Origin of the sequence: Streptomyces sp. SolWspMP-5a-2 (assembly GCF_900091845.1) — a bacterium.
In the GTDB taxonomy this organism is placed as follows: Bacteria; Actinomycetota; Actinomycetes; order Streptomycetales; family Streptomycetaceae; genus Streptomyces; species Streptomyces doudnae.
Window position 1 is genome coordinate 23249 of sequence record NZ_FMCI01000373.1, and the last position, 12930, is coordinate 36178.

Sequence of the window (12930 nt, forward strand, 5' to 3'; positions counted from 1 at the left end):
GTGCCGGTCACCCCGGGGCCCGGCACACCCCCGGCCGCCCGTATCGTCGGCGTACTGCGCGCGATCTCAGCGACGAGGAGCGGACGAGCCATGGCCAAGCACTGGGCTGACTTCCAGTACGAGATCTACCTCAACGGCATGACCGGAGCGGTCCCCCGGCTGCCGACCGATCTGACCCGGCTGGAGGAGCTGGCGGAGCGGCGGCTCGGGCCCGGCCCGGTCGGTTACGTGGCGGGCAGCGCGGGCGACGGCAGCACGGCACGCGCCAACCGGGCCGCCCTGGAGCGCCGCAGGATCGTGCCGCGCATGCTGCGGGACGTGCACGAGCGCGATCTGTCGGTCGAGCTGCTGGGCCGCGCGCTGCCCGCCCCGCTGGCCCTGGCCCCGGTCGGCGTGCTGTCGATCATGCACCCGGACGCGGAACCGGCCGCCGCGCGGGCCGCCGCGGCCCAGGGCGTGCCCTTCGTCCTCTCCTCGGCGTCCAGCACCCCGATGGAGGAGGTCGCTGAGGCCATGGGCGACGGGGAGCGCTGGTTCCAGCTCTACTGGGCCAAGGACCGCGAGGTGACCCGGAGTTTCCTCGGCCGGGCCAGGGCCGCCGGGTTCACCGCGCTGTTCGTCACCCTGGACACCCCGCTGCTCGCCTGGCGCCCGCGCGACCTCGACCAGGCGTACCTGCCGTTCCTGCACGGCGTGGGCACCGCGAACTACTTCACCGACCCGGCCTTCCGCGCGGGCCTCGCCAAGCCCGTCCACGAGGACCCGAACGCGGCGGTGCTGCACTTCGTCGGGATGTTCGCCGACCCCGCCAAGACCTGGCCCGACCTGGCGTTCCTGCGGGAGAACTGGGACGGACCGATCGTCCTCAAGGGCGTCCTGCACCCGGACGACGCCCGGCTCGCCGCCGACGCCGGGATGGACGGCGTCGTCGTCTCCAACCACGGCGGCAGGCAGGTCGCCGGGTCGGTCGCGGCGGCGGACGCGCTGCCCCGGGTGGCGGAGGCCGTCGGCGACCGGCTCACCGTGCTGTTCGACAGCGGGGTGCGCACCGGCGACGACCTGTTCAAGGCGCTGGCGCTCGGCGCGCGCGGGGTCCTCCTCGGCCGCCCCTACGCCTACGGTCTCGGCCTGGACGGGCAGGCGGGCGTGGAGCACGTGATCCGCTGCCTGCTGGCCGAGTTCGACCTCACCCTCGCGCTCTCGGGGCACGCGGGACCCGGTTCGCCCACCGCCGCCGACCTGGTCGAGGAGTCCGCGTGAGCGCCGGGCGGAACGTCCTCGCCGTCATCCCGCCGCACATCGGCGGCCGGGCCGCGGGGGCCGGGCTCGCCGGGCTGTTCCCGGCCGGGGTGCGCGTCACCGTCGTCGAGACGGCCGACGAGGACCCGGCGGCGCTGCGCGGGGCGCACGCGATCGTCACCGCGCTGGCACCGGTGACGGCCGGTCATCTCGCGGCGGCGCGGGAGCTGGAGCTGGTGCAGTGCGCGAGCCACGGCTTCGACTACGTGGACCTCGCGGCGGCCCGTGAGCGCGGGGTGCGGGTGTGCACCATCGGCTCCAGCGGCGCCGAGGGCCAGAACGTCGCCGAGCAGACGTTCGCGCTGATGCTCGCCCTGGCCAAGCGGCTGATCCCGGCGCACACCGCGCTCGTCGAGGGGGACTGGGCGCTGCCGCGCCTGCAGGGCTCGCTCACCGAGCTGTCCGGCAAGACCCTCGGCGTCGTCGGGCTCGGCACCATCGGGCAGCAGGTCGCGCGGCGCGCCGTCGCCTTCGACATGGAGGTCGTGTACGCGGGCAGGCACCGGGTCCCTGCGGCGACGGAGGAGCGCCTCGGGGGCGCCCGGCACCTGCCGCTCGACGCACTGCTGGGCACCGCCGACTACGTCACCCTGCACGCCCCGCTGACCGACGCGACCCGGGGGATGCTCGACGCGCGGCGGCTGGCGCTGCTGAAGCCGACCGCGTTCGTCGTCAACACCGCGCGGGGCGCCCTGATCGACCAGGAGGCGCTGGCGGACGCGCTGGAGCGGGGCGCGCTGGCCGGGGCGGGGCTCGACGTCTTCGACCCGGAGCCGCCGTCGCCCGCGCTGCGGCTGCTGAAGGCGCCGAACGTGGTCCTCTCGCCGCACGCCGGGGGCGTCACCCGGGAGACGCTGGTGCGGATCGCGCTGGCCGCGGTGGGCAACGTGACGGCGTACCTCACCGGGGGCGGGATCCGGGACGAGGTCGGCTGAGGAGGCGTGCCCGGCCGTCCGCGCCCCGTGTGAACCGGACGCCCGCGCCGGGGCGTCGCGCACGCTCCCGGTGCGCGCCCCCGCGCGGTGGACTGGGGCCCGGCCCTTCCCCGGAGGCCCGCGCGGGACGCGGCTCTCCCGTGCCGGTCCGGGCCGCCGGCCGGGTGCTCCTCCCGCCCCCGGCCGGCGGTCCCGGGCACCGGCTCCCGCCGCCGGGGCGGGAGTTCAGATCTGCCAGGAGCGCAGCCGGTCGGCGGCGCCGAAGACGTCGGTCTTGCCGGAGATCAGGTCGCGGGCGAGGTCGACGAGAGCGCCGTAGGGCGGGTCGATGCCGACGTCGCTGACGAACATGTAGGCCACGGCGGTGGCGCAGGCGAAGCGGGCGTTGGCGGCCGGAAGCGGCTTGAGCAGCGCCAGGGTGTGCAGCAGGGCGGCGGCCCGCCAGGCCGGGTCGGAGTCCACGCCGAGCCGCGGCGGGTCGACCCGGTGCCGGGCGACGGCGGCGACCAGCGCGGAGAAGTCGTTGATGGTGGGCTGGTCGGGCAGCACCTCTTCATGGCGCTGGAGCAGCCAGGGGACGTCGATGTGGATGACGGGTACGGGTGCCGGTGCCATCGGTCAGGCGGCCCGCCCCTCGTTCCCGCCGTGGGGTTCGTCGTCGGGGAAGGCGGCGGCGAACTCGTCGGCGTGCGAGGCGAAGAAGCGCCGGAAGGCCTCCGCGCCCTCCTGGAGCGCCCGGTGCCTGGCTATGTCGGCGGCGGCCGCCTCCCGGACGAGCGCCTTCATCGACGTACCGCGTTCCTTGGCGATCTGCCGCAGGTCCTCTAGCTCGCGGTCGCTGAACTCCACATTCAGAGCTGGCATGCGCTCACGGTACCTCTGGGGTACTTACTCGTAAATAGTGCCTGCTCACAGCGCCCGCCCGACGGTACCGGGCGGGCCGCGAGCCCCGTCGCCGCCCGCTCCCCCGGGCCGCGGCGGCGGACGTCGGCGGGCCTCCCCCGCAGGTCCGCGCGGGGAAGGCCCGGTGAGGCGTAGGTCACATTCTCCGTTCAGGCGTCACATTTTCCGGTCCCGGTCCCGTCACCACCATGACCCCGTCACCGAGGAGGACCGCGCACCTCGGTCGCCGGGAGCCGCGCACCGGCTCCCGGCCCCCGGACACCTGGTCGTCGAGTACGGGGGTGCCGACGACCGGGCTGCGCGCCGCGCGTCCGCCCGGTGGCGGGGTGGGCTCAGCCCTGGTCCGCCACGAAGGACGCCAGCCGGGCCAGGGCCGCGTTCCAGTTGATCGCGGTCTCGTTGGTCGACCAGGACTGGATGTCGTCGATGTAGCAGAACTGGCCCGTGCAGCCCTGGAGTCTGGCCTGCGCGTAGGGGTCCTGGATGCCGGAGTTCGGGCCGCCCGCCAGCGTCCCGGGCGGCGGCGCGGGCAGGCGCGGGTCGAGCTGGCGGGCGTACCAGCGGCTGTGCTGGTTGTGCGCGGCGACCTCGCCGTACCCGGTGACGTAGGACGTGTTCAGGGCGTTGCGGCCGAGCAGGTAGTCCATGCTCTGCACCGCGCCGTCGCGGTACCTGGCGGCGCCGGTGAGGTCGAAGGCGGTGGCGAGGACGACGGCGTTGTTGAGCACCTGCGCGTTGGAGCCCCAGTCGTAGAGGTTGCCGGGCGGCGCGTACGGCATGCCGTAGGGCTGGGCGGCGAGGGTGGCGAGGTAGCGGTCGGCGCCCCTGACCACCGAGCGGCGCACGGCGTCGCGGCCCGGCAGGGCGCTCGGCACGGTTGCCAGGTCGAGGCGTCCGGCGGCGGCGGTGCGGCCCCAGTCGAAGCCGAGGCCGCCGAAGAGGTCGGCCGTGTGGGCGGGCGAGGTGCGGACGTGGTCGGCGAACCGCTTCTCCCCGGTGGTCAGATACAGCTCGGCGGCGGCCCAGTAGAACTCGTCGGTGGCGTCGTCGTCGGCGTAGGTGCCGCCGCCGACGCCGTCGTCCGGGGAGGCGTGGAGGGCCGGGTGGGCGAGGGCCGCGTCCCAGGCCGTGCGGGCGGCGGCGAGCGCGCGGGCGGCGAACGCCCGGTCGTAGGGCCGGTAGAGGCGGGCCGCCTGGGCGGCGGTCGCGGCGAGGTTCAGGGTGGCCTCGGTGGACGGCGGGTGCAGTTCGCGCGGCTGGGGGTCGTCGGAGGGCAGCAGCGGCAGGCCGGTCCACTGCTCGTCGTGGATCTTGTGGTGGGCCATGCCCGCGAGCGGCTGCCCGGCGGGCACCTGCATCTTCAGCAGGAACTCCAGCTCCCAGCGGGCCTCGTCCAGGATGTCGGGCACCTTGTTGCCGCTCTCCGGGAGGGCGAGGGTGCCGTCGCCGAGGCGGCCGGGACGGCCGGTGCGCGCGAGCAGGGAGCGTTCGTAGGTGCTGAGCAGTTCCCAGGTGGTGATGCCGCCGTTGACGACGTACTTGCCGTGGTCGCCCGCGTCGTACCAGCCGCCGGTCACGTCCAGCGTGTAGGCGCAGACGCCGGGCCGGCAGGGGACGGCGCCGTCACCGCGGTTGGGGGCGGTGCCGAGGTGTCCGGCGGGGCGGCCGTAGCCGGGGCGCAGGTCGTCGCGGATCGCGATGCCGCTGCGCTGCGTGTAGTAGTACTTCAGCGCGTCGAGGCGCAGCCTCTCGTAGGCGTCGGCGCCGATGTCGAAGGGGCGGCTGGTCTCGCCGTCGGCCACCAGCGTGAGCCCCCGGCCCCGGCCCCGGTAGGCGCCGAAGTCGATGGAGTGGACGTTCTGCCCGGAGGAGACGTCGGTGCCGCGCGGCCGGGTCAGGCCGTGGGCGACGGTGGCCCCGCCCGCGTCGCGCAGCCGCCAGGGCAGTCTGCCGGTGGCGTCGGTGACGAGGGTGGCGTTCTTCGGCCCCTCCGGCAGGTAGGCGACCTGGTTGACGCGCACCCGGGGCCCGGTGTCGGGCTCGTACACCTCGGGCGGCACGCCGCCGAGCAGGGAGACGTCGTCCACGCACAGCCGCCAGGGGTCGGCGCTGCCGCCCGCCTGGAAGGCGACCTGGCCCTGGGTGGTGTCGACGGGCGCGGTGAAGGTGTACGAGTACACGTCACCGGCGGGGCCGGGCTGCGGGCTCACCTCGAAGTAGGTGTCGTAGGGCGCCGTGGACAGGCCGACGATCGCGCGCACCACGTGCCCCTCGGGGGTGCCGCTCGCGCGGAAGGAGAACCGGTACGACTCCCCCGCGACGAGGGTGAGGTCGTTCTGGCCGACGGACGCGTCCCAGCGGTTGGTGGTGCCGCCGGGCACCTGGGCGCAGAGCTGCCCGTCGGAGACCGCGGCGGTCACGTTCGCGGACGCCCACCAGGGCTCGGTGGTGGTGTCGAAGGTGCCGTTGCGCACCTGCTCGACCTCGTCGGCAGCGGCCGGTGCGGCGGGCAGCGCGGTGAGCACGGCGCCGAGCAGGGCCGTGAGGGTGAGCAGGGCGGTTCTGCGTCGTTTCACGTCTGGGCTCCTCGTGCGGGAGGTGCGGGGGACGCTCCTCGGGGTGCGATTCGCCCGTGGGAGCGCTCCCAGATGCGGACACGGGCCATGCTTGTTCGGCTCATGACACCCCGTCAACGGTCCGGACGGGACGGGATTTCCCGCCCGGACCCGTCGGCGCCCCTTCCGCCCGGTCGGCCCCGGTCAGCCCGCCGGTGCCTCCAGGGCGACGACCCGGATCGCGCCCGCGGCCTCGCCCGGGTGCGCGCTGGTCAGGGTGAGCCGCAGCCCGGTGCCGCGCACGGCGTCGAAGGTGACGACCGTCGGGGCGCCCGAGGCGGTGGCCCAGTCGATCCGCGCGCCGGTGACCGGCACCCGGCGGCGGCCGTCGCACACCTCGACCCGCACGGCGGACGGCAGGCTGTGGCCGGCGTCCACGGTGAACGAGACCTCGACCCGGTCGAGGACGCGGACCCGGCCGAAGTCGACGGAGATCCAGTCCTCGGGCCGCACCCCGCTGAACGCGGGCAGCAGCGCGGTGGCCGCCTTGGTGAAGCCGTTGGACCAGCCGGTGGCCGGGTCGCCGTCGAGCATCGCGGCGGGCAGGGTGTCCGGGCGTCCCGAGTACCCGGCGTCCGCGCGCGGGACCGCGGGTGCCGCGGGCGGGTCGGGCGCGAGGACGGGGGCCGGAGTGGTCGCGGGCGCTGCGGCCCGGGTGGTGCGCGCGGCGACCGTCCCGGCGCGCAGCCCGTCCGCGCGGGCGGTCACCGTGAGGGTCCCGGGACGCACCCCGGAGCGGACGATCGCGAGGGCCCTGCCGTGGAAGGCGGTCCTGGTGCTGGCCTGGTAGCGCTCGGCGCTCTCCTGGCGGCCGTTGTCGAGCCCGGCGAGCGAGCCGCCCCGCACGGCGAAGGTGATCAGGTCCTCGGCGTCGGGCAGGACCACCCCCCGCGCGTCGACGACCTCGGCGGTCACGAAGAGCAGGGACCGCCCGTCGGCCGCGAGGGAGGCGCGGTCGGCGGTGAGGCGGACCGCGTGCGGGGCGCCCGCGGTGCGCAGCACGTCGGTGGCGACCACTCGGCCGTCCCTGCGGGCCACCGCCTTCAGCTCGCCCGGCCGGAACGGGACCCGCCAGGTCAGGTGCAGCTTGCCCGCGCCGCCGTTGGGGCTGGTGTAACTCCCGGGCCAGGGACCGCCGGTGACGGTCTTGTCGTCGCCGGTGGCCTCGGTGGTCTCCAGGTAGGCGCGGCCGTCGGTGGTCCGCTTGGTGTCGAAGACGCGGGTGCCGAGGGAGGTCCCGTCGAGGAACAGCTCGACGGTGTCCACGGTGCTGTAGGCCCACACCTCGACCGTGTCGCCGTCCGCGTGGTTCCAGCTCATCGGCACCAGGTGGACCATCGGCTCGCCGGTCCACTGGCTGCGGAAGAGGTGGAACATGTCCTTCGGGAAGCCCGCCGTGTCCATCGCGCCGAAGAAGGACGCCTTGACCGGGAAGACGTTGTACGGGGTGGGCTCGCCGATGTAGTCGATGCCGGACCAGAGGAACTGCCCGGCGAACCACTTCCGGTCGCGGTCCTTCTTGTGGCCGTACTCGCCGCTCATCGTCCAGGAGGCGAGGTTGTTGTCGTAGGACGAGGTGGCCCGCCTGCCCGGGGTGTGGTTCTCCCCGGTGTTGAGGTGCTGCGGCTCCTGGTAGGCGCCCCGGGCCGAGGTCTCCGAGGACGACTCGGACTCGAAGAGGAACAGGCGCGGGTAGGCCGCGTGCAGGGCGTCCACCGACGCGGCGGTGTTGTAGTTGAGGCCCAGGCCGTCGAGCCTGCCCAGCATCAGATCGGCCGCCGAACCCTTGGCGGGCACGCCCCGGTACTTGTCCGAGCCGATGACCAGCGGGCGGGAGTCGTCGGCTGCGCGGATCGCGCCGATGATCCGGTCGGCCATGGCGAGACCGGCGGTGGAGGTCGAGTCGGGGATCTCGTTGCCGATCGACCAGAGCACCACCGCTGGCGAGTTGCGGGCGGCGAGGACCATCTCGGTGGCGTCCCGCTCGCACCACTCGTCGAAGAAGCGTCCGTAGTCGTAACGGGTCTTGCCGGTGCGCCAGCAGTCGAACGCCTCCACCATCATCACGATGCCCAGCTCCTCGCAGACGTCGATCATCTCCGGGGAGGGCGGATTGTGGGAGGTGCGCAGGGCGTTGACGCCCATCGACTTCATGAGGGTCATCTGGCGCAGCACGGCGTCCCTGCTGATCGCCGCGCCGAGGGCGCCCTGGTCGTGGTGGAGGTCGACGCCCCTGATCTTGGTGTGGACGCCGTTGAGGTGGAAGCCCTCGTCGGGGTCGAAGGCGTAGTCGCGGACGCCGAAGACGGTGCGGTAGGTGTCCACCACCCGCCCGTCCACCCGCAGTTCGGTCTCCAGGGTGTAGCGGTGCGGGTCCGCGAAGTCCCACAACCTGGGCTTGGCGAAGGTGAGTTCATGGGTCTCCTCGACCCGGTCGGTGACGTCGACGGTGCTGCTCGCGCGGGCCACGGTCCGGCCGCCCGGCTCCCTGACCGCCGATCCGATCTCCACCCGCGCCCCGCTGCGGGCCGCGTCGGCCACCGCGGTCCGCACCCGCACCACGGCCCGTTCGGGACCGGCCTCGGGCGTGGTCACCCGGGTGCCCCAGCGCTCCACGTGCACCGGGTCGGTGACCACGAGACGGGCCTCGCGGTAGATGCCGCTGCCCGAGTACCAGCGACTGCTGGGCAGTTGGTTGCGCACCCGGACGGCGATGACGTTCACCGTGCGGCCGTCGGTGCGCAGGTCGTCGCTCAGGTCGAGGGCGAACCCCGTGTAGCCGTAGGGGTGGTGGCCGATCTCGCGTCCGTTGCAGTACACGGTGGAGTCCATGTACACGCCGTCGAACTCCACCGAGATCCGGCGGCCGGTGTACCCGCGCGGCAGGGTCAGCGCGAGGCGGTACCAGCCGAGGCCGCCGGGCAGGAAGCCGGTGCCCGCGGTGGTGCCGTGGTCGGTGGTGGGCGTCTGCTCGATGCTCCAGTCGTGCGGCACCGCGACCTCCCGCCACGCCGAGTCGTCGTAGCCGGGGTCGGCGGCCCGCGCCCAGGCGCCGGTGGGATCGTCGACGCCGCCCGGGTCGGCCAGGGCGAACCGCCAGCCGTCACGGAGGGCGACCGTGTGTCTGCCCGCCCGGGTTCCGGCCGTCTCGGCGGCACCGGCCGCCGGGGTGCCGAGCGCCCCGGCCGCCGGTGCGGCGGCGGAGGCGATCAGGAGCGATCTGCGAGTGACCGTCATGGCGGCTCTCCCTTGTCAGGGACCAGAAGTACGCACGACCGAACACGTCCGCGACCAGATTCTTCCGGGGTGGCGCACAGGCCCGTCAAGGGGCGCGTCCGCCTCTTGTGCACCGGGTCCCGCATCGGCCGGATCGGGCCCTGCCGCGAGCCGCCGTGCCCCCTGGGGTTCGGGTCCACGGACGGGCCTGACGCACTAGGCTGGAACGCAAGTGACGCGGTTGCTCACTGTGAGTGCGCGCGATGGAGTGGCGACGATGAGCCCCGAGTACCCGTTCGACGAAGCCGCGACGGCACGGGCCGCCGTCGACGACTCGGGCGTGCTCGTCGGATGGAACGCGGGCGCGGAACGGCTGCTCGGCTGGCCGGGCGGCGAGGTGCTCGGCCGCCCCGCCGCCCGCCTGCTGGCCGGTGCGGGACCGCCGCGGCCCGACGGGATCCGCTGGCACGGCACCGTCACCCTGCGTCACCGGGACGGGCGGGAGATCCCGCGCTGGCTGGTCGCCCACCACCGGGAGCCGCAGGCGGACCGGCCGGGGCGCTGGCTGCTCTTCAGCCCCCTCGACGACGGGACGCCGCCGCCCGGCACCGACGACCCGCTGGCCACCGCCGCGCTGGTCCAGTCGCCCTGCGCGGTCGCCGTCTACGACGACCGGCTGCGGCTGCGCCGGGTCAACGCCGCGATGGCCGACGTCATAGGGCTCCCCGAGGAGCGGGTCCGGGGGCTGCGGCTGGCCGAGATCGGCGGGCGCCCGCAGAGCGAGGAGCTGGAGCGGCGGATGCTCCAGGTGCTCACCACCGGCCGCCCCGCCGACGTGCAGACGTACCTGCGCACCGGCGGCGAGGAGCGGGCGCACGCCTGGCTGGCCCGGATGGCGCCGGTCACCGACGACCGGGGCCGGGTGCGCGGGGTGTGCCTCGCCGCCCACGACATCACCGAGAACGTCCTCGCCAGGGAACGCCTCCAGATCGTCAACGAGGCGAGCGTCCGCATCGGCACCACCCTCGACGTCACCCGGACGGCGCAGGAGCTGGCCGACGTCTTCGTGCCCGCCCTCGCCGACATCGTCAGCGTCGACCTGCTCGACCCGCAGGAGCACGGCGAACCCCCCTCCCCGCTGACCGCGCCGGTGCGGCTGCGCCGGTCGGCGCACCGGTCGGTGAGCCCCGGCACGCCCGAGGCCGTCGTCGAGCCGGGTGCGCAGGAGCCCTACCCGGAGGGCTCCCCGCAGGCCGACTCGCTGATCACCGGGCGCACCATCCTGGCCGCGCCCGCCACCGCCGGGATGGAGGCGTGGCTGGCCGGGGACGCGGCCCGCGCCCGGCGGGTCCGCGAGTTCGGCATCCACTCCACGATGTCGGTGCCGATCCAGGCTCGCGGGCTGACCCTCGGGGTCGCCGTGCTGCGCAGGTTCCGCCGCCAGGACCCGTTCACGCCGGACGACGTGCTCCTCGCCGAGGAGGTCACCGCCCGCGCGGCCGTCTGCATCGACAACGCCCGCCGCTACTCCCGCGAACGGGACACCGCGCTCGCCCTCCAGCGCAGCCTGCTGCCGCGCACGCTGCCCCGCACCGCCGCCGTGGACGCCGCCTCCCGCTACCTCCCGGCGGCGCGCGCCGGGGTGGGCGGCGACTGGTTCGACGTCATCCCGCTCTCCGGGATGCGGGTCGCGCTGGTCGTCGGGGACGTCGTCGGCCAGGGCATCCAGGCGTCCGCCACCATGGGCAGGCTGCGCACCGCCGTGCGCACCCTCGCCGACATCGACCTCGCCCCCGACGAACTGCTCACCCACCTGGACGACCTGGTGGTCAGGCTCTCCGCCGAGGCGGGCGGCGACGGCAGCCCCGGCGAGGTCGGCGCGACCTGCCTGTACGCGGTCTACGATCCGGTCTCCCGGTGCTGCGCGCTGGCCAGGGCCGGTCATCCGCCGCCCATGGTGATGGAGCCGGGCGGCACGCCCCGGCAGATCACGATGCCCGCGGGACCGCCGCTCGGGGTGGGCGGACTGCCCTTCGAGTCGACGGAGCTGCAGCTTCCCGAGGGCAGTGTCCTGGCCTTCTACACGGACGGTCTGACCGAGAGCAGGGAACGGGACACCGAGACGGGACGTCGGCTGCTGCGGGAGTCGATGGCGGCCTGCGCCGAGCGCGCCCCGGGCGCCGGGCAGGGGGCGGACGGCGCCTCCCTGGACGAGACGTGCGACCGGGTGCTGCGCGCCCTGCTGCCGGTCGGCGGGGTCGCCGACGACGTGGCGCTGCTGCTGGCCCGCACCCGGGGGCTGCCCGCCTCGCAGGTGGAGACCTGGCACATCCCGCCCGACCCGGCGCTGGTGGCCCCGATCCGCAAGCAGGTCGTCGACCAGTTGGACGCCTGGGGCCTTCAGGAGGCCGCGTTCACCGCGGAGCTGGTGGTCAGCGAGCTGGTCACCAACGCGATCCGGTACGGCGCCCACCCGATCAGGCTGCGGCTGATCCACGACGAGGTGACGCTGATCTGCGAGGTCTCCGACACCAGCCACACCGCCCCGCACCTGCGCCGCGCCAAGTCCTGGGACGAGGGCGGCCGGGGGCTGCTGCTGGTCGCCCAGCTCACCCAGCGCTGGGGCAGCAGGCACACCTCGGAGGGCAAGACGATCTGGGCCGAGATCGACCTGCTGGCCCAGCTGTAGCGCCCGGGTCAGGCCCTGTCTAGGAGCCGTCCGCGAGCCAGGGTCTGACCTGCCGACGGGCCTCGTGCAGCCGGGACTTAAGGGTGCCCAGCGGAACGCCGGCGCGTTCGGCGGCCTCGGCGTAGTCGAGCTGGCAGATGTCCCGGTAGACCAACGGCCCGACCAGGTGCGGGCGTTCGCGCTCCAGCCGGTCGAGCGCCTCCAGCAGGTCCAGGCGGGACCCGGCGATGACGCTGGTGGTGCGCGGGTCGGCCCGGCGGTCGAGGTCGAGGTCGGCGGGCGCGGGCTGCTCGGCGGCCCTGCGGCGCAGTTCGCGGTACTTCTGCCGGGAGCAGTTCGCCACCACCGTGTAGAGCCAGGTGCTGAAGCGGCTGCGGCCCTCGAAGGTGCCGATCCGGCGGGCGACCTGGAGCAGGACGTCCTGCGCGGCCTCCTCGGCGTCCTCGCGGCAGGGCAGGAAGCGCCCGCAGCGCCGGACCACCTCGGGGCGGATCTCGCGCAGCAGCAGGTCCAGGGCGCCGGCGTCCCCGGCGGCGGCGTCGCGGGCGAGGTCCTCGGTGGGTGCCGGGTCCGGCACGGGGTCTCCCTTCCCAGGTGATCGGGCGCAGGCATGATAGCTGTATGCACTCTCTCGAGCGGATCGGCCGCTACCGTCTGGGACGGCGTCTGGGCTCCGGCGCGTTCGGCACGGTCTGGCTGGCCCACGACGACGACCTGGACGCGCCGGTGGCCGTCAAGGTCCTCGCCGACAACTGGAGCCACCGGCTCGATGTCCGCGAGCGGTTCCTGACCGAGGCGCGGATGCTGCGCAAGGCCGGTTCGGACCGGGTGGTGCAGGTGTACGACATCGGTGAACTCCCGGACGGGCGGCCGTACTTCGTCATGGAGTACGCCGACGGCGGCACCCTCGCGGAGCTGGCGGAGGCGGGCCCGCTGCCGGTGGCCGAGGCGCTGCGGCTGACGGCGGGGGCCGCCCGGGGCGCGCAGGCGCTGCACGCGGCGGGGATCGTGCACCGGGACATCAAGCCGTCCAACGTGCTGCTGCGCTCCTCCCCCGGCGGCGCGCCCCGGGTGCTGCTGGCCGATCTGGGGCTGGCCAAGAGTCTGGCGCAGGCGTCCGGTCTGACGCTGGCCGCGGGGTCGGCCGGGTACCGGCCGCCGGAGCAGGCGGCGCCGGGCGCGGGCATAGACGCGCGGGCCGACGTGTACGCCCTGGGCGCGGTCGGCTACCGCCTGGTCACCGGGGAGGTGCCGGGCGATCCCGGCCGGGTGG

9 protein-coding genes are annotated in these 12930 nt (G+C 74.8%); 4 read left to right on the plus strand and 5 right to left on the minus strand.

Annotated features, from left to right (window positions below; genetic code table 11):
* The first annotated feature begins 90 nt into the window (after positions 1 to 90).
* Positions 91 to 1260 (plus strand): lactate 2-monooxygenase, encoded by a 1170-nt coding sequence (locus GA0115242_RS36925; protein WP_093836025.1) that lies wholly within the window; start codon positions 91 to 93, stop codon positions 1258 to 1260.
* A complete protein-coding gene (locus tag GA0115242_RS36930) occupies positions 1257 to 2234 on the plus strand; it encodes a 2-hydroxyacid dehydrogenase (RefSeq protein WP_093836026.1) in 978 nt (325 codons plus the stop codon). The genes GA0115242_RS36925 and GA0115242_RS36930 overlap by 4 nt, the downstream gene beginning before the upstream one ends.
* Before the next feature lie 225 nt (positions 2235 to 2459).
* Here the strand turns inward: GA0115242_RS36930 and GA0115242_RS36935 are convergent, their stop codons facing one another.
* From GA0115242_RS36935 to GA0115242_RS36950, 4 genes are all read right to left on the minus strand, one after another.
* A complete protein-coding gene (locus GA0115242_RS36935) occupies positions 2460 to 2849 on the minus strand; it encodes a toxin Doc (protein WP_093836027.1) in 390 nt (129 codons plus the stop codon).
* 3 nt (positions 2850 to 2852) lie between these two features.
* Complete coding sequence (locus GA0115242_RS36940) at positions 2853 to 3098, minus strand: hypothetical protein (RefSeq protein WP_093836028.1); 246 nt, start codon at positions 3096 to 3098, stop codon at positions 2853 to 2855.
* A 371-nt stretch (positions 3099 to 3469) separates the two neighbouring features.
* A complete protein-coding gene (locus GA0115242_RS36945) occupies positions 3470 to 5713 on the minus strand; it encodes a glycoside hydrolase family 9 protein (RefSeq protein WP_093836029.1) in 2244 nt (747 codons plus the stop codon).
* A gap of 183 nt (positions 5714 to 5896) precedes the next feature.
* A complete protein-coding gene (locus GA0115242_RS36950) occupies positions 5897 to 8989 on the minus strand; it encodes a glycoside hydrolase family 2 TIM barrel-domain containing protein (RefSeq protein WP_093836030.1) in 3093 nt (1030 codons plus the stop codon).
* Positions 8990 to 9245: 256 nt separating this feature from the next.
* Here GA0115242_RS36950 and GA0115242_RS36955 point away from each other — a divergent pair, with 256 nt between their 5' ends.
* Positions 9246 to 11657: a SpoIIE family protein phosphatase gene (locus tag GA0115242_RS36955; protein WP_093836031.1), complete on the plus strand. Its 2412-nt coding sequence runs from the start codon at positions 9246 to 9248 to the stop codon at positions 11655 to 11657.
* 19 nt (positions 11658 to 11676) lie between these two features.
* On the opposite strand, the gene GA0115242_RS36960 is transcribed toward GA0115242_RS36955, so the two are convergent.
* On the minus strand, positions 11677 to 12234 hold the full coding sequence (locus GA0115242_RS36960) for an RNA polymerase sigma factor (protein WP_093836032.1): 558 nt from the start codon (positions 12232 to 12234) through the stop codon (positions 11677 to 11679).
* Between the two features lie 44 nt (positions 12235 to 12278).
* Between GA0115242_RS36960 and GA0115242_RS36965 the strand changes: the two genes are divergently transcribed.
* A partial coding sequence (locus tag GA0115242_RS36965; RefSeq protein WP_141721899.1) for a serine/threonine-protein kinase occupies positions 12279 to 12930 on the plus strand: 652 nt, incomplete at its 3' end.